The sequence below is a fragment of the Bacillus sp. D48C genome (genome assembly GCF_053345735.1).
The window spans coordinates 1-21,683 of sequence record NZ_JBKFAQ010000017.1 but is presented as its reverse complement, the minus strand read 5'-3'; the positions used below and the strand labels follow the sequence as shown (position 1 = coordinate 21,683).

Annotated in this window: 21 protein-coding genes and 12 tRNA genes; 31 read left to right on the top strand and 2 right to left on the bottom strand. The window is 37.2% G+C overall.

The window, feature by feature from the left end:
- Positions 1–17: 17 nt before the first annotated feature.
- The 12 genes from ACLBXA_RS26785 (at position 18) to uvsE (ending at position 12,863) form a co-directional block, all read left to right on the top strand.
- The gene (locus tag ACLBXA_RS26785; protein ID WP_000654250.1) at positions 18–134 is read left to right on the top strand and encodes a DUF3948 family protein; all 117 of its coding nucleotides are present in this window, start codon (positions 18–20) and stop codon (positions 132–134) included.
- 34 nt (positions 135–168) lie between these two features.
- Positions 169–285 (top strand): DUF3948 family protein, encoded by a 117-nt coding sequence (locus ACLBXA_RS26780; protein WP_000654250.1) that lies wholly within the window; start codon positions 169–171, stop codon positions 283–285.
- Between the two features lie 43 nt (positions 286–328).
- Positions 329–439, top strand: coding sequence for a DUF3948 family protein (locus ACLBXA_RS26775; protein WP_001083691.1), 111 nt, complete (start codon positions 329–331; stop codon positions 437–439).
- A 393-nt stretch (positions 440–832) separates the two neighbouring features.
- A complete protein-coding gene (hppD, locus tag ACLBXA_RS26770) occupies positions 833–1,951 on the top strand; it encodes a 4-hydroxyphenylpyruvate dioxygenase (protein ID WP_000810920.1) in 1,119 nt (372 codons plus the stop codon).
- Positions 1,952–2,017: 66 nt separating this feature from the next.
- The gene (locus ACLBXA_RS26765) at positions 2,018–2,974 is read left to right on the top strand and encodes a fumarylacetoacetate hydrolase family protein (protein WP_000673996.1); all 957 of its coding nucleotides are present in this window, start codon (positions 2,018–2,020) and stop codon (positions 2,972–2,974) included.
- A complete protein-coding gene (locus ACLBXA_RS26760; RefSeq protein WP_012614724.1) occupies positions 2,940–4,112 on the top strand; it encodes a homogentisate 1,2-dioxygenase in 1,173 nt (390 codons plus the stop codon). The genes ACLBXA_RS26765 and ACLBXA_RS26760 overlap by 35 nt, the downstream gene beginning before the upstream one ends.
- A 233-nt stretch (positions 4,113–4,345) precedes the next feature.
- On the top strand, positions 4,346–5,761 hold the full coding sequence (locus tag ACLBXA_RS26755; protein ID WP_000809361.1) for an amino acid permease: 1,416 nt from the start codon (positions 4,346–4,348) through the stop codon (positions 5,759–5,761).
- A 109-nt stretch (positions 5,762–5,870) separates the two neighbouring features.
- Positions 5,871–7,142, top strand: coding sequence for an MDR family MFS transporter (locus ACLBXA_RS26750; protein WP_000799722.1), 1,272 nt, complete (start codon positions 5,871–5,873; stop codon positions 7,140–7,142).
- Between the two features lie 243 nt (positions 7,143–7,385).
- A complete protein-coding gene (locus ACLBXA_RS26745; RefSeq protein WP_000161435.1) occupies positions 7,386–8,471 on the top strand; it encodes a D-alanine--D-alanine ligase in 1,086 nt (361 codons plus the stop codon).
- A gap of 63 nt (positions 8,472–8,534) precedes the next feature.
- Positions 8,535–9,911, top strand: a complete 1,377-nt coding sequence (gene murF, locus ACLBXA_RS26740; protein ID WP_000595968.1) for a UDP-N-acetylmuramoyl-tripeptide--D-alanyl-D-alanine ligase — start codon at positions 8,535–8,537, stop codon at positions 9,909–9,911.
- 305 nt (positions 9,912–10,216) lie between these two features.
- Entirely contained in the window at positions 10,217–11,806 is a 1,590-nt protein-coding gene (locus ACLBXA_RS26735; protein ID WP_000206602.1) for a DEAD/DEAH box helicase, read from the top strand.
- Between the two features lie 94 nt (positions 11,807–11,900).
- Positions 11,901–12,863, top strand: a complete 963-nt coding sequence (uvsE, locus tag ACLBXA_RS26730; protein WP_098900389.1) for a UV DNA damage repair endonuclease UvsE — start codon at positions 11,901–11,903, stop codon at positions 12,861–12,863.
- Here the strand turns inward: uvsE and ACLBXA_RS26725 are convergent.
- The gene (locus ACLBXA_RS26725; protein ID WP_000908529.1) at positions 12,856–13,428 is read right to left on the bottom strand and encodes a rhomboid family intramembrane serine protease; all 573 of its coding nucleotides are present in this window, start codon (positions 13,426–13,428) and stop codon (positions 12,856–12,858) included. The genes uvsE and ACLBXA_RS26725 overlap by 8 nt on opposite strands.
- A 93-nt stretch (positions 13,429–13,521) precedes the next feature.
- Here ACLBXA_RS26725 and acpS point away from each other — a divergent pair, with 93 nt between their 5' ends.
- The 6 genes from acpS (at position 13,522) to ACLBXA_RS26695 (ending at position 19,464) form a co-directional block, all read left to right on the top strand.
- Positions 13,522–13,881: a holo-ACP synthase gene (gene acpS, locus ACLBXA_RS26720; protein WP_000583418.1), complete on the top strand. Its 360-nt coding sequence runs from the start codon at positions 13,522–13,524 to the stop codon at positions 13,879–13,881.
- Between the two features lie 156 nt (positions 13,882–14,037).
- A complete protein-coding gene (locus ACLBXA_RS26715) occupies positions 14,038–14,988 on the top strand; it encodes a LolA family protein (protein WP_003276258.1) in 951 nt (316 codons plus the stop codon).
- 117 nt (positions 14,989–15,105) lie between these two features.
- Positions 15,106–16,275, top strand: coding sequence for an alanine racemase (gene alr, locus ACLBXA_RS26710; protein WP_000390595.1), 1,170 nt, complete (start codon positions 15,106–15,108; stop codon positions 16,273–16,275).
- Positions 16,276–16,585: 310 nt separating this feature from the next.
- Positions 16,586–16,873 (top strand): antitoxin EndoAI, encoded by a 288-nt coding sequence (locus ACLBXA_RS26705; RefSeq protein ID WP_000004570.1) that lies wholly within the window; start codon positions 16,586–16,588, stop codon positions 16,871–16,873.
- 4 nt (positions 16,874–16,877) lie between these two features.
- Entirely contained in the window at positions 16,878–17,228 is a 351-nt protein-coding gene (gene ndoA / locus ACLBXA_RS26700) for a type II toxin-antitoxin system endoribonuclease NdoA (RefSeq protein ID WP_000635965.1), read from the top strand.
- Positions 17,229–17,295: 67 nt separating this feature from the next.
- Positions 17,296–19,464, top strand: coding sequence for a Tex family protein (locus ACLBXA_RS26695; RefSeq protein ID WP_447617595.1), 2,169 nt, complete (start codon positions 17,296–17,298; stop codon positions 19,462–19,464).
- Between the two features lie 57 nt (positions 19,465–19,521).
- Here ACLBXA_RS26695 and cmpA read toward each other — a convergent pair whose 3' ends face one another.
- On the bottom strand, positions 19,522–19,638 hold the full coding sequence (gene cmpA, locus ACLBXA_RS26690) for a cortex morphogenetic protein CmpA (RefSeq protein ID WP_001143640.1): 117 nt from the start codon (positions 19,636–19,638) through the stop codon (positions 19,522–19,524).
- Positions 19,639–19,833: 195 nt separating this feature from the next.
- On the opposite strand from cmpA, the gene ACLBXA_RS26685 reads away from it, so the two are divergent.
- From ACLBXA_RS26685 to ACLBXA_RS26625, 13 genes are all read left to right on the top strand, one after another.
- A complete protein-coding gene (locus ACLBXA_RS26685; protein ID WP_000343552.1) occupies positions 19,834–20,292 on the top strand; it encodes a SprT family protein in 459 nt (152 codons plus the stop codon).
- Between the two features lie 113 nt (positions 20,293–20,405).
- A tRNA-Asn gene (locus ACLBXA_RS26680) sits at positions 20,406–20,480 on the top strand.
- A gap of 3 nt (positions 20,481–20,483) precedes the next feature.
- Positions 20,484–20,574 (top strand) — tRNA-Ser (locus ACLBXA_RS26675).
- A gap of 8 nt (positions 20,575–20,582) precedes the next feature.
- Positions 20,583–20,657 (top strand) — tRNA-Glu (locus tag ACLBXA_RS26670).
- Positions 20,658–20,661: 4 nt separating this feature from the next.
- Positions 20,662–20,737: transfer RNA gene (locus ACLBXA_RS26665), tRNA-Val, on the top strand.
- A gap of 26 nt (positions 20,738–20,763) precedes the next feature.
- Positions 20,764–20,840 (top strand) — tRNA-Met (locus ACLBXA_RS26660).
- 3 nt (positions 20,841–20,843) lie between these two features.
- A tRNA-Asp gene (locus ACLBXA_RS26655) sits at positions 20,844–20,919 on the top strand.
- Positions 20,920–21,005: 86 nt separating this feature from the next.
- Positions 21,006–21,080: transfer RNA gene (locus tag ACLBXA_RS26650), tRNA-Gln, on the top strand.
- Between the two features lie 5 nt (positions 21,081–21,085).
- Positions 21,086–21,158, top strand: a tRNA-Lys gene (locus tag ACLBXA_RS26645).
- Positions 21,159–21,176: 18 nt separating this feature from the next.
- Positions 21,177–21,259 (top strand) — tRNA-Leu (locus ACLBXA_RS26640).
- Positions 21,260–21,356: 97 nt separating this feature from the next.
- Positions 21,357–21,433: transfer RNA gene (locus tag ACLBXA_RS26635), tRNA-Arg, on the top strand.
- A gap of 4 nt (positions 21,434–21,437) precedes the next feature.
- Positions 21,438–21,514, top strand: a tRNA-Pro gene (locus ACLBXA_RS26630).
- Position 21,515: 1 nt separating this feature from the next.
- Positions 21,516–21,586 (top strand) — tRNA-Gly (locus ACLBXA_RS26625).
- The last annotated feature ends 97 nt before the right edge of the window (positions 21,587–21,683 follow it).

Genomic DNA, 21,683 nt, shown 5'->3' with positions numbered 1-21,683 from the left:
AAGAAAAAGAAGGGAGAATGAAAGATATGAAAGAGCAAGTATTACAAGTAACAAAAGGTGACTTCGTAGGATCGGCAAGTGGAGCGGTAGTATTAACAGCATTAATCGTATTTCTATCAAGCGTATTAGTATAATAGAAACTTTGTAACAAAAGAAAAAGAAGGGAGAATGAAAGATATGAAAGAGCAAGTATTACAAGTAACAAAAGGTGACTTCGTAGGATCAGCAAGTGGAGCGGTAGTATTAACAGCATTAATCGTATTTCTATCAAGTGTATTAGTATAATAGAAACTTTGTAACAAAAGAAAAAGAAGGGAGAATGAGGGATATGAACAGTGAACAAGTGTTTCAAGTAACAAAAACAGATTTATTAGGATCCTTAGGTGGAGCGGTAATATTAACATCATTTATTCTATTCCTTGCAAGTGTATTAGTATGATATATATAAATACAATCATTCAAAAAAAATAAAGACTCTAACGTATTAGTAAGTAGTTAATATGTTGGAGTCTTTTTTATTTTCTTCTTATATACCTTCAAGTATTAAAGTTACCTCATTATTTAGTATCCATGGCTAATTAGACGCTGCGGTTGCAACTTGATTCAACGAATAATCAAAAATCCACTGATTAAAGTTTCACTTTATTTCAAAGAGAAAAAAGTCGAATTTTATATGTAAGAAAAAAAGAGGAATTTGACAGAAAAGGTAGAAAATTTTAAAGGTCAGAATTTGTTAGCTTGCTAACTAATTTCTATTAATTAATGTTGGAAGCGTTTTCGGTTGGTTTTAAGTATGGACCATTTAATCTATTTACAGGGGGATGAAGATATTATGAAACAAAAATCTATGGATACGCTAGCTGCACAAATGGAGGACTTTTTTCCAGTACGTGATGTAGATCATTTGGAATTTTACGTAGGGAATGCAAAGCAATCGAGTTATTATCTTGCGAGAGCATTCGGATTCAAAATTGTGGCTTACTCTGGATTAGAAACTGGAAACCGTGAAAAGGTATCTTATGTTCTTGTGCAAAAAAATATGCGTTTCGTTGTGTCTGGAGCTTTAAGTAGTGAAAATCGTATTGCAGAGTTTGTAAAGACTCATGGTGATGGCGTGAAGGATGTGGCACTACTTGTTGATGATGTTGATAAAGCATACTCAGAAGCAGTGAAACGTGGTGCCGTCGCAATTGCTCCACCAGAGGAATTAACAGATGAGGACGGTACATTGAAAAAAGCAGTTATTGGTACGTATGGTGATACAATTCATACGCTTGTAGAGCGTAAAAATTATAAAGGGGCATTTATGCCAGGATTCCAAAAGGTAGAGTTTAATATTCCATTTGAAGAGTCTGGTTTAATTGCTGTCGATCATGTAGTTGGTAATGTTGAAAAAATGGAAGAGTGGGTTAGTTATTACGAGAATGTCATGGGCTTTAAACAAATGATTCATTTTGATGATGACGATATTAGTACAGAGTATTCGGCGTTAATGTCGAAAGTTATGACGAATGGAAGCCGTATTAAGTTTCCGATTAACGAACCAGCAGACGGAAAGAGAAAGTCACAAATTCAAGAGTATCTAGAATTCTATAATGGAGCTGGTGTACAGCATCTTGCTTTATTAACAAGTGATATTGTTAAAACAGTTGAAGCGCTTCGTGCAAATGGGGTGGAGTTTTTAGATACACCTGATACTTATTATGATGAGTTAACTGCACGAGTTGGAAAAATCGATGAAGAAATTGATAAGCTAAAAGAATTAAAGATCTTAGTAGATCGTGATGATGAAGGTTACTTACTACAAATCTTTACGAAACCAATTGTAGATCGCCCGACTTTATTTATTGAAATCATTCAACGTAAAGGTTCTCGTGGATTTGGTGAAGGAAACTTTAAAGCGTTATTCGAATCAATTGAAAGAGAACAAGAGCGTCGCGGAAACTTATAAGATTTATATCCACCAGCAAAAGTCCCTTTGCTGGTGGAAATTTCATTTTTATAAGGAGGAATCAGGATGAAATTTGTTACATTTCGTCTTCCTTCAAAAGAAATACGGGCTGGATGGCTTGAAGGTGACAAAGTAATAGATATGAATCTTGCTAGTGAAGGGAGAATCCCTTCTTCTATGATGGCTTTTTTAGAGAAAGCTGATGAGTATGTAGAAGTAGTGAGGAATGTTAAGAATCCAAATAAGGGTATATATGCTTTAGAAGAAGTACAATTGACAGCTGCTCTTCCTAATCCGAGTAGTATTCGAGATTTTTACGCATTTGAACAACATGTAAAAACAGCTCGCGGACGAAGAGGACTAGATGTTGTGCCTGAATGGTACGATATTCCGGTTTTTTATTTTACTAATCATCGTGCTGTAATTGGTTCCGGTGATTTTGTAATTGGTCCGAAAAAGTCTAAAAAGCTTGATTACGAGTTGGAGATCGCTTGCGTAATAGGAAAAGAAGGGCGAAATATTTCTCGTGAGCAAGCAGAGGAATATATTTTTGGTTATTGTATTATGAACGACTGGAGTGCGAGAGACTTACAAGCAACAGAAATGAAAGTAGGTCTCGGTCCAGCGAAAGGAAAGGACTTTGCAACTTCGTTAGGAGCACATCTTGTTACGAAAGAGGAATTAGATGTTTATCGTAATGGAGATCGATATGATTTAGAAATGACTGCTCATGTAAATGGAAAACTATTATCAAAGGGAAACTTCCAAGATATTTACTATACATTTGCTGAAATGATTGAACGTGCTTCAGAGGACGTTACATTATATCCAGGAGATGTGATTGGTTCTGGGACAGTAGGAACAGGCTGTATTTTAGAACTTGGTACAGAAGAGTGGCTACAAGATGGAGATGTTGTAGAGCTGTCGATTACTGGTTTAGGTACACTACGTAATACGATCAAAAAAGAAAAGGAAGCGAGTGATGGGCATGTTTTATCGTCACATGGGAGAACTACCTCATAAACGACATGTACAATTTCGTAAAAAAGATGGATCGCTTTATCGTGAACAGGTAATGGGAACAAAAGGTTTTTCTGGTACGCAGTCTATTTTGTATCATCACTATATGCCAACAGAAGTAGGTCATTCTGCATTATCGCATTCTTGTCAGTTGCAGTATGAAGAGGATGTTGCTCTTTCTCATCGCCACTTCCGAACGAAAGAAAATAAAAAAAGTGGTGATGCAATAAGTGGACGAAATTTCATACTTGGAAATGAAGATTTGTTAATTGGAGTAGTGAGCCCAACAGAAAAAATGGATTATTTCTATCGTAATGGTGATGGCGACGAAATGTTATTTGTTCATTATGGAACAGGGAAAATTGAAACGATGTTTGGAACGATTCACTATAGAAAAGGCGACTATGTAACGATCCCAATTGGAACGATTTATCGTGTTATTCCAGATGAAGGAGAGACTAAGTTTCTTGTTGTAGAGGCGAATAGCCAAATTACAACGCCGCGTCGTTATCGAAATGAATACGGACAATTGTTAGAGCATAGTCCGTTTTGTGAAAGAGATCTTCGTGGTCCAGAAAAATTAGAGACCTATGATGAAAAAGGCGATTTTGTCGTAATGACAAAATCAAGAGGTTATATGCACAAACATGTTTTAGGACACCACCCGTTAGATGTTGTTGGATGGGATGGCTATTTGTATCCGTGGGTATTTAATGTAGAGGATTTTGAACCAATTACAGGGCGCATTCATCAGCCGCCGCCAGTACATCAAACATTTGAAGGGCATAATTTTGTTATTTGCTCTTTCGTACCACGTTTATACGATTATCATCCAGAGTCAATTCCGGCACCATATTATCATAGTAATGTTAATAGTGATGAAGTTCTTTACTATGTAGAAGGAAACTTTATGAGTCGCAAAGGTGTGGAAGAAGGTTCTATTACACTTCATCCGAGCGGGATTCCCCATGGGCCGCATCCGGGGAAAACAGAGGCAAGTATAGGGAAGAAAGAGACACTTGAATTAGCTGTTATGATAGACACATTCCGTCCGCTTCGTATTGTAAAACAAGCACATGAAACAGAAGATGAAAAGTATATGTATAGCTGGATTGAACAAGGTTCATATACTGTGAAATAAGTAAAAAAAGCATGCTCTCAATAAGGGAGCATGCCTTTTTTTGTGGAATCGACATGTATAATAATACCAAAAAGAGTTGTCGAAAGATATATAGAAAGAATGATAAGGATAGTGCATATTCAGAAGAATTTCTACTTGTTTCGACAAAAGTATTGACTAGGAAAAGCGTAATGAGTAAAATAAAAAAGCGAATTAAAAATTTTCAGAAAATTTAAAACTTGGAGGAGTGAAAGATGAAGCAAATTTTTCAAAAGAAGCCAATTGCAAAGTTAATGCAAGAAAGTAAGCAAAAAACGTTAGCAAGAACATTGGGCGCGCTAGATTTAACTATGCTTGGAATCGGAGCAATTGTTGGAACTGGTATTTTTGTTCTAACGGGTGTTGTGGCAGCGAAACATTCTGGGCCAGCTATTATATTATCATTTGCGATTGCCGCGCTAGCTTGTGCCTTTGCTGCATTTTGTTATGCTGAATTTGCTTCTTCAGTTCCTGTATCGGGCAGTGTGTATACGTATACATACGCGACGATGGGAGAAGTATTCGCATTTTTAATTGGCTGGGATCTAATGCTTGAATATTTACTTGCTACATCTGCTGTAGCAAACGGTTGGTCTGCATATTTTCAATCTTTATTAAAGGGGTTTGGAATTCACATTCCGACTATTCTCTCCTCGGCTCCTGGTACAGGGAAGGGTGGAATAATTGATCTACCTGCAGTTCTAATTATTTTAGTGATGACAGTTCTTTTATCTAGGGGTGTTCGTGAAAGTGCACGAGTAAATAACATTATGGTATTTATTAAAATAGCAGTTGTTCTTATTTTTATCTTTGCTGGTTTTAATTATGTGAAACCTGAAAACTGGACGCCTTTTATGCCGTTTGGTTTAGATGGTGTAATGGCTGGAGCGGCTACAGTATTCTTCGCATTTATAGGATTTGATGCAGTTTCAACAGCGGCAGAAGAAGTGAAACGTCCGCAACGTGATTTACCAATTGGTATTATTGCATCGTTATTAATTTGTACAGTTCTTTATATCGTTGTTTCGCTTATTTTGACAGGAATTGTTCCATACGGACAGTTAAATATATCAGATCCAGTTGCTTTTGCACTTCAATTTATTGGACAAGATGGCTTAGCTGGAGTAATTTCAGTAGGAGCAATTACAGGAATTACAACAGTAATGCTAGTTATGATGTATGGGCAAGTTCGTGTTTCTTATGCGATGAGCCGAGATGGTTTACTGCCGAAGCGTCTTGCTAAAGTTCATCCGAAATTTAAAACGCCATTTTTAAATACATGGACAACGGGAATTATTGCGGCACTGATTTCAGGATTAATAGATTTAAATGTTTTAGCACATCTTGTAAACATGGGGACATTGTCAGCATTTGCACTCGTAGCTGTTGCGGTAATTGTAATGAGAAGAACCCATCCAGACTTACCAAGGGCATTTAAGGCTCCGCTTGTACCGTTTTTACCAGCGTTAACAGTGATTTTCTGTTTATACTTAATGCTTCAATTATCGGGGACAGCATGGATTAGTTTTGGGATATGGATGGTTATTGGTATAGCGGTTTACTTCTTATATAGCCGAAAACATAGTGCTTTAAATAATAGTAAAAAAGAAGAAGATGTTGCGAATTTATAAGCGAAAAAAATCCATTCTAATTCTGTTAGAATGGATTTTTTTATTTGAAAATTTACATTTTTCTGAACTTATTATAAGATAATTGTTGGCTAACTAAAGGGGTGAAATGATGAAAAATACGTGGCGTGAGTTAAGGGAGATGGACCGTAACGTATGGATTCGATTTATTGGAGAGACGTTAAATGGAATTGCAATGATGATGTTAATGCCTTTTTTTGCATTATATTTAAAAGATAAGGTAGATTCGTTGTTGGAAGTTGGGGTTATTATGGCGCTTTCTCCAATTGCTGCAAGCTTTGGATCACTTATAGGAGGAAGAATTGCTGACATATATGGAAGAAAACCGATTATGATATTTTCTATGGCAAGTAATGCATTATTAATGCTCGGTTTTCTATTTATAGAAGGATTTATTCCATATGCAATTTTATCTATTTTTTTAGGATTGAGTAATTCTTTATTTCATCCAGCTGCATCAGCTATGGTCGCAGATGTAACGGCACCAGAAAAAAGAACAGAGGCATATGGTTTATTACGAATGGGACACAATATAGGTGCTGCGATTGGTCCGATAATGGGAGCATCAGTAGTTGTGTTGTCAAAGAATCTTGTGTTTATTATTGCCTCTTCTACAATGCTATTTTATGCGTTACTTGTATTACTTCTTATTCAAGAGACGATGCCAAAGAGGACAGATAAGGAAGAACATAAAGAAAAGGAATCTGGGGCAGTTTGGAAAATTGTAATGCGAGATAAGGTATTAATGATTTACTTATTAGCAGGTATTATCATTTCGATGGGGTTTTCTCAAACAGAAGGCATGTTGCCACTACATTTTGATAACGAAATGAAGCGTATTTTTGGAACGAATAATCCATATCCATATTTAATGGCGTTAAACGGACTATTAGTTGTTTTATTCCAATTTCAAATTTCAAAATGGGCTACGGATAAACCAGTCGGGAAGACGATGTTATATGGTGCATGTTTGTTCGGGATTGGATTATTTTTTATAGGGTGGTTACCGAAGTGGTTTGGAGAGTTTAATACAAATGCTACAGTTATTTTAATAACACTACTGTTCGTTTATGCTATATATACGTTAGGTGAGATGATTATGTCGCCTGTACAAATGACATTTGTAGCAAACTTGGCACCTGAGCATTTGAGAGGGACTTATATGGGCGCTGCAAGTTTGCAGTGGATTACAGGAAGCGCATTTGGTCCACTTTTGGGAGGCTTTTTATTAGATCGATTACTTGGCCACTTTCTATTTACAATTTTAGCTGTAGGATGTGTAGTTGCAGGTATTGTATATATTTCTTTAGATCGCCTTGTTGAGCAAAGGCAAAAAGATACACTAACCAAACAATCTTCTTAGTAAATAGGTGACATACACAAAAAAGGGGATTTCTACATATTTTAGGTACATAACTAGATAGGATTACCATTTCATTTTAAAATTCACCTTTGTATAGTAGTGGAATAGAAAAAGTGTAGAAAACCAATAAGTGGTGTCATTTAATTATTTGTGGAAGTTACATTTTATTTCAAATAGGAACTACCTATTTTTATAAAAAGTGCTAAAATAGAAAAATGAAAACAATTGGTTAGGGTGATTTCAGTGACAAAAATTAAATTAGGTTTATTATATGGTGGAAAATCAGCTGAGCATCAAGTTTCGTTACAGACGGCTCTTGCTGCTATTAAAGCGTTAAATCAAGATAAATTCGAGATTCATCCAATTTATATTACAGAACAAGGTCAATGGGTACGTGGTGAGCGTATTGAAGGCGAAGTAACAGATGTTGAAGCTTTAAAAATGAGTAGTGCAGAAAATGCGATTTCTCCGTTATCATTAAGTACAGAGATTATTCCATCTGCAGCTTCTGAGGAAAACGCTATTGACGTTATTTTCCCATTACTACATGGACCAAACGGTGAAGATGGAACGGTTCAAGGACTATTAGAATTGATGAATATTCCTTATGTAGGAAATGGTGTTCTAGCATCATCTGCTGGTATGGATAAAGTTGTTATGAAAAACATCTTTGCAGAGGCTGGTTTAACACAAGCAAAATATGCGTCTTTCATTCGCAGTGCATGGGAAAAAGATCGTGAGGAAGCTTATTCTAAAGTAGAAGATAAGTTAGGATATCCTTGTTTCGTAAAACCAGCAAACCTTGGTTCAAGTGTTGGTATTAATAAGTGTAAAAATCGTGAAGAACTTGAGAATGCATTTGTAGAGGCATTCCAATTTGATCGCAAAATTATTGTAGAAGAAAATATTGTAGGTCGTGAAGTAGAAGTGGGGGTACTAGGTAATGATGAGCCGAAATGTTCAGTTGTAGGTGAAATCGTTCCGAAAAAGGACTTCTATGATTATAAGTCGAAATATATCGATGGTGATACGGCGTTAATTATTCCAGCTGAAATGACAGAAGAAGAATCTGATGTGATTAAGCGTGATGCAATTATTGCGTTCCAATCATTAGATGGTGCAGGCTTAACGCGAGCTGATTTCTTCTTAACGAAAGACGGAGAAGTGTATATTAACGAAGTAAACACTATGCCAGGATTTACACCGTTTAGTATGTTCCCTCTATTATGGCAACATACTGGGTTACCGTATCCAGAGTTAATCGAAGAGCTAATTCGTTTAGCGATTGAACGTCACGAAGAAAAACAAAAAATTAAATATACAATCTAACAAAAAAAGGAGGAAGCACTATTCGTAGGAATAGTGCTTCCTCTATGTAAGGAGCGTTTCTATATGATAAAGCGAATGTTAAAGCAAGTAGAACAGATGGTAAATGGTACTGGATTAGCAGAGCAATATGAGGGAACTATTATTCAAGGCGTGTCTATTGATACGAGAAAAATTGAAAAAGGAAACTTATATGTTCCGATTCAAGGGGAGCGTTTCGATGGACATGCTTTTGTAGATAAAGCAGTTGAAAATGGAGCTGTAGCTACATTATGGATGAAAGATGTAGCAAATCCACCCGAGAATCTTCCGGTTATTTTTGTAGAAGATACGCTATCTGCACTGCAAATGTTAGCGAAAAACTATCGCGATCAATTGGATGTTAAAGTTGTTGGTGTGACAGGTAGTAACGGTAAAACATCCACGAAAGATATTGTGACAAGTATTCTCGCGACTAAGTTCAAAGTTCAAAAAACAGAAGGAAATTTCAATAACCATATTGGGTTACCTCTCACTATTTTAAACTTAGAAGAAAATACAGAAGTAGCTGTATTAGAAATGGGTATGTCAAGCCGAGGAGAGATTGAATTTTTATCTAAGTTAGCTCGTCCTAATGCAGCTATCATTACGAATATTGGTGAGGCACATTTAATGGATTTAGGATCTCGTGAGGCAATTGCTGAAGCGAAATTAGAAATTGTTACAGGGTTACAAGAAGGTGGCGTGTTCGTATATAATGGAGATGAGCCGTTATTAACGAATCGTGTTCCTGAAATGAATTTAGCAGCAGAAACAGTTACGTTTGGTGATGCAAGAGCCAACGATTACTATCCAACAACTGTAACATTACAGGCAACTGGGACACATTTTAAAATGAATAGAGATGAAAATATTTCATTCTACCTACCGGTGTTAGGAAAACATAATGTGTACAATACACTTGCTTCAATGGCAATTGCGACACATTTTGGGGTGACGTGGGAAGAAATGAAACAAGGTTTAGTAACACTTCAAATGACGGGCATGCGTATGGAGATTGTAAAAACGGATAGTGGATTAACAATTATCAACGATGCTTATAATGCAAGTCCGACGGCTATGGAGGCAGCATTCCATTTAATGAATGGTTTAGATGGATTTACTAAAAAAATCGTTGTGCTCGGTGATATGTTAGAACTTGGAAATCAAGAAGTGCAGTTCCATTATGAGGTAGGTAAATTAATCGATCCAGCAAAAATCGCACATGTATTCACATACGGTAGATTAGGAGCTCAAATTGCTGAAGGAGCGAAAATTAATTTCCCTAATGAACGTGTAAAGGCGTATGATAATAAAGAAGAGTTAGTAAGAGATTTACAAGCGGTAGTCGATGCCAAAGATGTTGTATTAATAAAAGCATCTCGCGGTATGAAATTAGAAGAAGTAATTACGATGTTGAAATAATTGGTGTATATAAATAGGGATGATAGTCACGAAAATAGAAGAAACTTATAATAAGCGCTTACAGTAAATGATAAAAAAATAAAAGTAAAGAAAAAGGCCCTTAATATAAAATAAGGTAACAGTTGGGTTTGCTTTTTACACATACAAAACTTATAATTGATAAAGTGTAATAACGTTTAGAAGTATTTTCGTGAAGAATATACGCCCGGTTATATACGTGAGCATTCAGGAAAAGGGCTTTTCCGCAAATTCGGAAAACGCCTTTTTTTAAATGATAAGTATAGGATAGAAAAGGAGAAGTAACATTGACAACATTTCGAGAATTAGGATTAAGTGAGTCTTTACTGCAATCGGTTGAAAGTATGGGCTTTGAAGAGGCTACGCCGATTCAAGCTGAAACAATTCCACATGCATTGCAAGGTAAGGATATTATTGGGCAAGCGCAAACAGGTACAGGGAAAACAGCAGCATTCGGATTACCACTATTAGATAAAGTGGATACAAATAAAGAAGCAGTTCAAGGTATTGTTATCGCGCCAACGCGTGAATTAGCAATTCAAGTTGGAGAAGAGCTATACAAAATTGGTAAACATAAACGTGTTCGTATTCTACCAATTTATGGTGGTCAAGATATTAACCGCCAAATTCGTGCTCTAAAAAAACACCCACACATTATTGTTGGTACGCCGGGTCGTATTTTAGATCATATTAACCGTAAAACACTTCGCTTACAAAACGTAGAGACTGTTGTTCTTGATGAAGCGGATGAAATGTTAAACATGGGCTTCATTGAAGATATTGAAGCGATTTTAACAGATGTGCCAGAAACACATCAAACATTATTATTCTCAGCGACAATGCCAGATCCAATCCGTCGTATTGCTGAGCGTTTCATGACTGAGCCTCAACACATTAAAGTAAAAGCAAAAGAAGTAACAATGCCAAACATTCAGCAGTTCTATTTAGAAGTGCAAGAAAAGAAAAAGTTTGACGTGTTAACACGCTTACTAGATATTCAATCTCCAGAGCTTGCAATCGTATTCGGTCGTACAAAGCGTCGTGTTGATGAATTATCAGAAGCATTAAACTTACGTGGTTATGCAGCAGAAGGTATTCATGGTGACTTAACACAGGCGAAACGTATGTCTGTATTACGTAAATTTAAAGAAGGTGCTATTGAAGTTCTTGTTGCAACAGACGTTGCTGCACGTGGTCTTGATATTTCAGGCGTAACACACGTATACAACTTCGATATCCCACAAGATCCAGAATCATACGTTCACCGTATCGGTCGTACTGGCCGTGCAGGTAAAAAAGGTATTGCAATGTTATTTGTAACACCACGTGAATCAGGACAATTAAAAAATATCGAGCGTACAACAAAACGTAAAGTTGATCGCATGGAAGCACCGACACTTGATGAGGCATTAGAAGGTCAACAACGTTTAATCGCTGAAAAACTTCAAAGCACGATTCAAAATGAGAACTTATCATACTACAAGCGTATTGCAGAAGAAATGTTAGAAGAGAATGACTCTGTAACAGTAGTAGCTGCTGCTTTAAAAATGATGACTAAAGAGCCGGATACAACTCCGATTGCTTTAACATCAGAACCACCAGTTGTTTCAAGAGGTGGCGGTTCTAAAAAACGTGGCGGTAACGGAGGCGGATACCGTGATGGTAACCGTAATCGTAGTCGTGATGGACGCGGTGGTGGCGATGGTCGTAACCGTGATGGACGTAATCGTGACGGAAACCGTGATCGCAATCGTGATGGAAACCGTGATCGTAATCGTGATGGTGGTAGTCGTGGTCGTAGAGGTGAAGGTCAAGGTCGCCCAGGATCTTCAAATGGACGCGGCGAAAGAAAACATCATAGCCGTCCACAAGCTTAATAAAAAAAGAGAATGCCCTTTGCGGGCATTCTCTTTTTTTATTTCTGTAATTGTGCATACTACATAGTAGTTATGATAGAAAAGGGGCTGTTATATGCTTGTAAGGCTTGGTTACGTTGCGATGAGTGTGCATTTGAAGAATGCATCCCCATCTCAAACGATGACGTACGCACAGTTTCAGAAAATAGATGATCGTGATGCTGCAATTCGTAAACTTGAAAGAATTGCTAATTCCAATTTGGAAAATTGTTTGCGTTTATTAAAGCATAATAAGGGACATGACATATCTTTCTTTCGGCTTAGTTCTAAGCTCATTCCTTTAGCGAATCATGAGGAATTGTTAGAGTGGAACTATATTCGTCCTTTAAAAGAAAAATTGAAAGAATTAGGTGAATATGCAATTCATATGAATATGCGAATTGATTTTCATCCAGATCATTTTGTTGTACTAAATTCACCTGAGGAGAGTGTTTTCAAACAATCTGTAAAGACATTGCAGATGCACAAAAAATTATTAAAAGGCATGGGGATTGAACATAAGCAACGATGTGTACTACATGTTGGAGGAGGGTATAAAGATAAAGAACTTGCATTAGAGCGTTTTATAGAGAATTGGTCTAATGTCCCAAGGGGTATTCAAGAAATGATTATATTAGAAAATGATGATACAACTTTTACGTTAGAGGAAACATTATATTTAGGAGAAAAATTAGATATTCCCGTCGTGTTTGATTTGCATCACCATATGATGAATAATGAGCAAGAAGATTGGTATGAAGATTGGGCACGTGTTGTTCATACGTGGGAAACATCTTTGTTGCCAGTTAAAATGCATATCTCTAGCCCTAGAGAGGGAAAAGATCCAAGAGCTCATGCAGATTATATTAATGTAGACGCATTTTTATCTTTTTTAAGAAGGATAAAGGGAAGTGTTCCGCAAATTGATTGTATGATTGAGGCGAAGATGAAGGATGAGTCTTTATTTCAATTAATGAGGGATTTAAGCGAACAGGTAGATGTAGAAATTATCGATGATGCAAGCTTTTATATTAAATAAGCTTTGCACCATCGTTTTTTTTGGTTAAAAAAGGAGTTAAAATGCCGCCGGTTATTAAACCTGTTAAATGACTGATCGGATTGGCGGAAGGGTTAAAGAAAGTAAATAGCAGTAATAGAAGTATCATAATTGAGAAAATGGCAATTTCTTTTGGTTGTGAAGAGCGGTAACGATTGTACAATAAAAATAATTGTGCGCCTAATAGTCCGAAAATCCCACCTGATGCACCTGCGTGAATATATTCAGGTGGCATAATAATATAAGAAGAAATATTTCCAGAAATTCCAGAAATAAAAAATAGAATAAAAAAAGAAAAGTGTCCGAGTTGCTTTTCGATAGAAGAACCAAGTGCAAACAAAAAAATACTATTAGAAAGAAAATGTTGTAAGTCTACGTGTACCAGAAGGGAAGTTATGACACGCCACCATTCTCCTTTAGCGATATATTCATTAGAGGCTGCCAGTGGGAAGAGGAAAAAGTCGCCTAATATCATCAGGACTAAGTGAATAAGAAGTAAGGTGAGAATAGTCGATTGTAAAGAAATCTGAGTGGATCTTATTAGCATACGGTTACTATCACCCCTTTTGCATCAGAAAGATTCTCTGTTATTCTTATCAATATGAAAGAAGAAAGTTAAATAGAAGAAGGGGATTTTGAAATGATTATAGGGATTGGAATCGATATTATTGAATTAAATCGTATTGAAAAAATGCTAGATGGAAAGCTTAAATTTATGGAACGTATTTTAACGGAAAATGAACGTAATGTTGCTATGGAGCTGAAAGGAAGTCGCCTTACAGAGTTTGTAGCTGGAAGATTTGCAGCGAAAGAGGCATATTCAAAAGCTGTAGGTACTGGTATCGGGAAAGAAGTGAGCTTTTTAGATATTGAAGTGAAAAATGATGAAAGAGGTAAGCCGATTCTGATTACAAGTACAGAGTATGTTGTTCATTTATCAATTAGTCATAGTAAGGAATTTGCTGTTGCTCAAGTTGTTTTAGAAAGCTCGTCACGCTAGTCTGCATATTTTATATCTTTGTCTCATATATTTGAGGTAGCGATAAGGAAGGTACATCTTCCATTCATTTATAGGGGCAAAGGGGCTGAAGTGATGAAAAGGCGTCTGTTTTTAGTTCTTGTCGGTTTGTTGACCGTTTTTGTATTGGCGGGTTGTGTGGAAAAGAAACAAGATGATGTCGTGAAAGATTTAGAAGCGAGAGTAAAAGGGATGAAAAGTTATCAAGCTGAAGCGAAATTATCTATTAAAACAGGAAATGAGCCTCAGGAGTATAACGTAGAAATTTGGCATAAGGAACCGTCTTTTTATCGTGTGAATTTAAAGAATGCAAAAAAAGATCAGAGCCAAATTATTTTAAGAAATGAAGAAGGTGTATTTGTATTAACGCCAGCACTTAATAAGAGCTTCCGTTTTCAAAGTGATTGGCCGCAAAATAGCAGCCAGGCTTATTTATATGAATCACTTGTAAGAGATATTTTGCAGGATAAGAAAAACCTTACTTTCGAGAAAACAGATAAGTATTATATTTTTAAAACAAAAACAAACTATCAACATCAAAATATGTTGCCGAAACAAGAGATTACACTGAAGAAGAGCGATTTGACTCCAGTTTCAGTGAAGTTAATGGATAATGATCAAAATGTTCTTGTAAAAGTAGATTTCTCTAAGGTAAAATTCGATGCGAAATTTGATAAAGGTGCATTTGATACGAAACAAAATATGTCTAGAGCGCAGGTAGATGTTCAAACAACAGCGAAAGAAGACAAACCGTTTGCTACTTTGTATCCGCTTGATACACCACAAGGTATGACTCTGCAAGATGAAAAAGAGTTGAAGACAGACAGTGGCAAGCGTGCGATACTCACATACACTGGAAATAAGAAATCCTTTACTTTAATACAAGAAAAGGCAAAAGTTGCAGAGGCTTCATCAGCGGTAAGTGTAAGTGGAGAACCGGTTGATCTTGGGTTTACGATTGGTGCGTTGACGAAAGACTCTGTAACGTGGTCGCATAACGGAGTAGAATATATGCTCGTGTCTAAAGGTTTAGAGCCGAAGGAGCTGTTAATGGTTGCTCGTTCAGTTACAGCGAAGCAGGTGAAGTAAACTTCTTAGACGTGGTGATATATGTGCACCACGTCTTTTCTTAGTTTGAAGGTGGATTTCATAAAAGAAGCATATAAAAGAATAAGCTTCGCATATCGTGTATAAGGAAGTGTATTTATGGAAGAAGCACCATTTTATCGTGACACGTGGGTGGAAGTGGATTTAGATGCCATTTATAACAACGTTACACATATTAAAGAGTTCATCCCAAGTGATGTAGAGATTTTTGCTGTAGTTAAAGCGAACGCATATGGGCACGATTATGTACCGGTTGCTAAAACGGCATTAGAAGCGGGTGCAACAAGGTTAGCTGTTGCTTTTTTAGATGAAGCTCTAGTGCTTCGGAGGGCCGGTATTACTGTGCCAATTTTAGTGTTAGGTCCCTCGCCGCCGCGTGATGTAAATGTAGCTGCTGAAAATGATGTAGCGCTAACTGTTTTTCAAAAAGAATGGGTGGACGAAGCAATTAAACTTTGGGATGGTTCATCTGTAATGAAATTTCATATTAATTTTGATAGTGGTATGGGGAGAATTGGAATACGTGAAAGAAAAGAGCTGAAAGAATTTTTAAGGAGTTTAGAAGGTGCACCGTTTTTAGAGTTAGAAGGAGTATACACGCATTTTGCAACGGCAGATGAGGTTGAGACTTCGTATTTTGATAAGCAATATAACACGTTCTTAGAGCAGTTAAGTTGGTTGAAAGAATTCGGAGTGGATCCTAAGTTTGTCCATACAGCTAATAGTGCTGCCACGTTACGTTTTCAAGGGATTACATTTAATGCAGTGCGAATTGGGATTGCAATGTATGGATTATCTCCTTCTGTAGAAATACGTCCTTTTTTACCATTTGAATTAGAACCGGCGCTATCACTGCATACGAAAGTAGCTCATATTAAACAGGTGATTAAAGGTGATGGAATTAGTTATAACGTCACTTATCGAACGAAAACTGAAGAATGGATCGCGACTGTAGCGATTGGTTATGCAGATGGATGGCTTAGAAGATTACAAGGATTTGAAGTGCTTATAAATGGTAAAAGGGTACCGATTGTAGGGCGAGTAACAATGGATCAGTTCATGATTCATCTTCCTTGTGAAGTGCCGCTTGGTACGAAAGTTACGCTTATTGGAAGGCAGGGAGATGAGTATATTAGCGCTACAGAGGTTGCGGAATATTCAGGGACTATTAATTATGAAATTATTGCAACGATCAGTTTCCGTGTGCCAAGAATATTTATACGGAATGGTAAGGTTGTAGAGATAATTAATTACTTGAACAATATATAGAAGGTAGCATGATTGCTTCTTGTCATTGGAGTGACTGTTCATTGCTGGATAATAAGCTCTTTTTGATGAGAAGCTTTTTACTTATAATCATTTTTTATATAAGTTACACGTAAGTTTTGAAGAGGAGTTCTATTGTTTTTAGTTAGTTATGAGATAAAAAATTTAAGAAGATGAATGTTTTGTTTGTGAATTGGAAAACATAAGCAAGGAATAAGGAAGTCTTTGCAACAGGCTCCATACAATGGTATTATTACAATAGGTGTCATATATATATATTTGGGTGTGTAGTTGACGGTGGAGGTGTATTTTTGTGTCCGAATCAAGTGTAACTACTGAAATCGTGGTTCGGTTGCCAAAGCAAATGGTAACGGAATTGGACGGAATTGGAAAACAAGAGAATAAGAATCGCCATGAACTAATTTGCCAGGCAACACAATTGTTATTGCGTCAACATAAGACGAAGAAACGCTACCAACATGAATCAATGCGACGTGGGTATATTGAAATGGGAAAAATTAATCTTGGTATTGCATCTGAAGCTTTCTTAGCGGAGTATGAAGCAGCTCATACAGTAGAACGCTTAGTTAGCGGGGGGTAATATTTTGATTGTAAAACGCGGCGACGTGTATTTTGCAGACCTTTCCCCAGTTGTTGGTTCTGAGCAAGGAGGCGTTCGTCCGGTTCTTGTCATTCAAAATGACATCGGAAATCGTTTTAGTCCAACGGTGATTGTAGCGGCTATTACTGCACAGATTCAAAAAGCGAAATTACCCACTCATGTGGAAATTGATGCGAAAAAGTATGGTTTTGAGAGAGATTCTGTTATTTTACTTGAGCAGATTCGAACAATCGATAAGCAACGCTTAACGGACAAAATCACTCATTTAGATGAAGTGATGATGAGTCGTGTAGATGAAGCGTTACAAATTAGTTTAGGACTAATAGATTTTTAAATCGGCAGTTTAAGTTGCTCTCTTTGAAGGGCAACTTTTTTTATTATAGAGGAGGTTACGGTTGTATATGGAAATGGTAGATAATCGACAAGCGTTAATGAAAATGTTAGTGAAAGAATTAGGCTTTAGCGAAAAGCAAGTTCGTCATGTTATTCAATTAACAGAAGAAGGTAACACAGTTCCATTTATTGCTCGTTACCGAAAAGAATGGACAGGCTCTTTAGATGAGGTGCAAATTCGTGCGATTTTAGAGAGATGGCAATATATGATGCAACTTGAAGATAGGAAGGAAGAAGTTATTCGTCTTATTGGTGAGAAGGGAAAACTGACAGGAGAGCTAAGGCTGCAAATTGTTAAAGCTACAAAGTTGCAGGAAGTAGAAGATTTATATCGTCCATATAAAGAGAAAAGAAGAACGAAAGCAACGATTGCAAAAGAAAAAGGGTTAGAACCGTTAGCTGAATGGTTATTGTTATATAAGAAAGAAGATCCGGCTAAAAAGGCAGTGGAATTTATTAATGCAGAGAAAGAAGTGCAATCTGCAGAAGAAGCTTTACAAGGTGCACAAGACATTATTGCAGAAATGATTTCAGATGAAGCTACGTATCGTAGTTGGATTCGAAATATTACTTTTAGAAAAGGTATTATGTCTTCGTCTGTAAAAGGTGAAGAAAAAGATGAAAAGAATATATATGAAATGTATTACAGTTATGAAGAACCATTGCAAAAAGTAGTACCACATCGTGTATTAGCAATGAATCGCGGTGAGAAAGAAGATATATTGAGAGTTTCTGTTGTCCCACCAGTAGATGAGATATTAAATTTCTTAAATAAGAAAGTAATTCGTGATAACGATTCTAAAAGTGCGTATTATGTACAATTAGCGATTGAAGATGGTTATAAACGATTAATTCAATCTTCAATTGAAAGAGAAATTCGTAAAGAATTAACAGAAACAGCTGAAGAACAAGCGATACATATTTTCTCTGAGAACTTACGTAACTTATTATTACAACCTCCGATGAAAGGGAAAGTCGTGCTAGCGGTAGACCCGGCATATAGAACTGGTTGTAAATTATCTGTAGTAGATGATACGGGGAAAGTACTACATATTGATGTTATTTATCCGCATCCGCCTGTTCGTAAATATGATGACGCAAAAACGAAAGTTCTTTCTATTATAGATAAATATCAAGTTGAAATGATTGCAATTGGTAATGGGACAGCATCTAGAGAAACAGAGGAATTTATAGTAGATGTATTGCAAAGTGTGAAACAGGAAGTCTTTTATATTATTGTAAATGAAGCGGGTGCTAGTGTATATTCAGCTTCTGATTTAGCTCGTGAAGAATTCCCAAATTTACAAGTTGAAGAGAGAAGTGCTGTTTCTATTGGAAGACGTCTGCAAGATCCACTGGCTGAACTTGTGAAAATTGATCCTAAATCAGTTGGAGTTGGACAATACCAACATGATGTATCTCAAAAGAGATTGAATGAGTCATTAACATTTGTAGTAGAGACAGCTGTGAACCAAGTTGGGGTTAATGTAAATACGGCTTCGGTTGCATTGTTACAATATGTTTCAGGTTTATCGAAAACTGTTGCGAAAAATATTGTGGCAAAGAGAGAAGAGGATGGGAAATTCACAAAGCGCACGGAATTAAAGAAAATCCCACGTTTAGGTGCAAAGACGTACGAACAATGTATAGGTTTCTTGCGTATATTAGAAGGAGCGAATCCATTAGATCGGACAGGTATTCATCCTGAACAATATAAAAATGTTGAATTGTTATTGAAGAGTTTAGGGTTATCGATAGATGACGTAGGACAACCGCAATTACAAAAGAGATTGGAAGAAGTAGAGATTTCTAAGTTGTCTCAAGAAACGGGAGTTGGGGAGCCGACGTTAGTTGATATTATAGATGCACTCATTAGTCCAGAACGAGATATGAGGGATGAGTTGCCTAAACCACTTCTGAAAAAAGGGATTTTGAAATTAGAAGATTTAAAACGTGGTATGGAACTAGAAGGAACAGTGCGTAACGTTGTTGATTTTGGTGCTTTTGTTGATGTTGGCGTAAAGCAAGATGGTTTAGTGCATATTTCTAAGCTTAGCAAACAGTTTGTAAAGCATCCGTTAGATGTTGTATCAGTAGGACAAATTGTAAAAGTATGGGTAGATGATATTGATACAAAAAAAGGACGCGTTGCACTATCTATGTTGCCGATTGAATAGTAAGAGAAGAGAGCAGATAAAACTGCTCTTTTTTTATAGAATAAAAAGTGTAATGGATCATGAGTTTTGATGTATTTTGCTATAATAAAACCAGCATTCATTTAGCAATTTAATTTGATACCGGTTTTTTTCGAAATATGCACGTTGCATCTGTTTTTTTAGCCACGTAGGCATAGGAATCCCTCCTTGTTTAATCCTACTCTCAAAAATCTAAAGTACTATTAATGAGAGGTTGGTGAGTGGATTTCTATTCATGTTGTGTTTTTAGAAACCACGCGTCTTGAATGAGGATGGGTATATGTACTATTTAATATATGTATAAGAAGCGTGAAAAGTGTAAAAATATTTTTTTGTTTAGGAGGAATGAGAATGGACGAGAAAGAAATTCAACGGCTAGTGGAAGAAGTATCGCTACAATACTTCGGAATGCCATTTTTACATAAAGTAAAGTTCAATAGTAGGTTGCGTACAACTGGCGGGCGTTATCTGTTGAAGAGTCACAATGTTGAACTGAATTATCGATATTACGAAATGTATGGTAAGGAGGAATTAATCGGAATCATCAAACATGAACTGTGTCATTATCACTTGCATATTACAGGAAGAGGGTATAAGCACAGGGACAGAGATTTTCGTGAGTTGTTAAAGAAAGTTGATGCACCTCGTTTTTGTAAACGAATGATTAATGAAGAGAAGGAAAAAAAGATTTATAAGTATGAATGTATGGAGTGTTTACTTCAATATGTAAGAAGGCGTCAAATAAATACAAAAAGATATGTCTGCGGAAAGTGTAAAGGGAAACTCAAACCGATATCGAAAACATCTTGACAGTAAAAACGCAATCCAGTATATTATAAACATGTCACGTTTGAACAAGATGTTGTTAAAAACTTCTTGACTTACAGAAAGAAATTTTATAAGATACAAATTGTCTTCATTATTCCGCAGTAGCTCAGTGGTAGAGCTATCGGCTGTTAACCGATCGGTCGTAGGTTCGAGTCCTACCTGCGGAGCCATACAGAGAAGTACCCAAGTGGCTCAAGGGGCTCCCCTGCTAAGGGAGTAGATCGCTAACGCGGTGCGAGGGTTCGAATCCCTTCTTCTCTGCCATACATATTGGCCCGTTGGTCAAGTGGTTAAGACACCGCCCTTTCACGGCGGTAACACGGGTTCGAATCCCGTACGGGTCACCACTTCGGAGGATTAGCTCAGCTGGGAGAGCACCTGCCTTACAAGCAGGGGGTCGGCGGTTCGATCCCGTCATCCTCCACCATATGAATTTTATATGAATAGTATCATCGCGGGGTGGAGCAGTACGGTAGCTCGTCGGGCTCATAACCCGAAGGTCGCAGGTTCAAATCCTGTCCCCGCAACCAAATGGTCCCGTGGTGTAGTGGTTAACATGCCTGCCTGTCACGCAGGAGATCGCCGGTTCGACCCCGGTCGGGACCGCCATTTTAACTTCTGCTAATTGGCAGTTGTTTTTTATTGGACATTATGGTACGATAACATTTGTCTTTGAAAATAAGATATTTTTTCAGTGGGCTATAGCCAAGCGGTAAGGCAACGGACTTTGACTCCGTCATGCGCTGGTTCGAATCCAGCTAGCCCAGCCATTTACGAGCCATTAGCTCAGTTGGTAGAGCATCTGACTTTTAATCAGAGGGTCGAAGGTTCGAATCCTTCATGGCTCACTTTTTTGTTTTTTCCGCGCGGTCGTGGCGGAACGGCAGACGCGCTAGGTTGAGGGCCTAGTGGGGGAAACCCCGTGGAGGTTCAAGTCCTCTCGGCCGCATCAAAAAAATCTTAAAAAAGTACTTGCATTTGAAAATGTAGTATGATAAGATAATTGAGTCGCCAAAATACAACGACGAAAAAAACATCATGAATAAGCGCCCGTAGCTCAATTGGATAGAGCGTTTGACTACGGATCAAGAGGTTAGGGGTTCGACTCCTCTCGGGCGCGCCAATTACGGGAAGTGGCTCAGCTTGGTAGAGCACCTGGTTTGGGACCAGGGGGTCGCAGGTTCAAATCCTGTCTTCCCGACCACGCGGGTGTAGTTTAGTGGTAAAACAAGAGCCTTCCAAGCTCTGGTCGAGAGTTCGATTCTCTTCACCCGCTTTTAGTTCTTTGAAAACTGAACGAAACAAACAACGTGAAACGTCAATTTTTATTTTTAGATGCTAGACAAACTAACTTTATTGGAGAGTTTGATCCT

Bases quoted from the DNA above. Each gene is read 5' to 3' on its own strand.
- ACLBXA_RS26785 (WP_000654250.1), top strand. From the start codon at position 18: ATGAAAGATATGAAAGAGCAAGTATTACAAGTAACAAAAGGTGACTTC.
- ACLBXA_RS26780 (WP_000654250.1), top strand. From the start codon at position 169: ATGAAAGATATGAAAGAGCAAGTATTACAAGTAACAAAAGGTGACTTC.
- ACLBXA_RS26775 (WP_001083691.1), top strand. From the start codon at position 329: ATGAACAGTGAACAAGTGTTTCAAGTAACAAAAACAGATTTATTAGGA.
- hppD (WP_000810920.1), top strand. From the start codon at position 833: ATGAAACAAAAATCTATGGATACGCTAGCTGCACAAATGGAGGACTTT.
- ACLBXA_RS26765 (WP_000673996.1), top strand. From the start codon at position 2,018: ATGAAATTTGTTACATTTCGTCTTCCTTCAAAAGAAATACGGGCTGGA.
- ACLBXA_RS26760 (WP_012614724.1), top strand. From the start codon at position 2,940: ATGTTTTATCGTCACATGGGAGAACTACCTCATAAACGACATGTACAA.
- ACLBXA_RS26755 (WP_000809361.1), top strand. From the start codon at position 4,346: ATGAAGCAAATTTTTCAAAAGAAGCCAATTGCAAAGTTAATGCAAGAA.
- ACLBXA_RS26750 (WP_000799722.1), top strand. From the start codon at position 5,871: ATGAAAAATACGTGGCGTGAGTTAAGGGAGATGGACCGTAACGTATGG.
- murF (WP_000595968.1), top strand. From the start codon at position 8,535: ATGATAAAGCGAATGTTAAAGCAAGTAGAACAGATGGTAAATGGTACT.
- uvsE (WP_098900389.1), top strand. From the start codon at position 11,901: ATGCTTGTAAGGCTTGGTTACGTTGCGATGAGTGTGCATTTGAAGAAT.
- ACLBXA_RS26725 (WP_000908529.1), bottom strand. From the start codon at position 13,428: ATGCTAATAAGATCCACTCAGATTTCTTTACAATCGACTATTCTCACC.
- acpS (WP_000583418.1), top strand. From the start codon at position 13,522: ATGATTATAGGGATTGGAATCGATATTATTGAATTAAATCGTATTGAA.
- alr (WP_000390595.1), top strand. From the start codon at position 15,106: ATGGAAGAAGCACCATTTTATCGTGACACGTGGGTGGAAGTGGATTTA.
- ACLBXA_RS26695 (WP_447617595.1), top strand. From the start codon at position 17,296: ATGGAAATGGTAGATAATCGACAAGCGTTAATGAAAATGTTAGTGAAA.
- cmpA (WP_001143640.1), bottom strand. From the start codon at position 19,638: ATGCCTACGTGGCTAAAAAAACAGATGCAACGTGCATATTTCGAAAAA.
- ACLBXA_RS26685 (WP_000343552.1), top strand. From the start codon at position 19,834: ATGGACGAGAAAGAAATTCAACGGCTAGTGGAAGAAGTATCGCTACAA.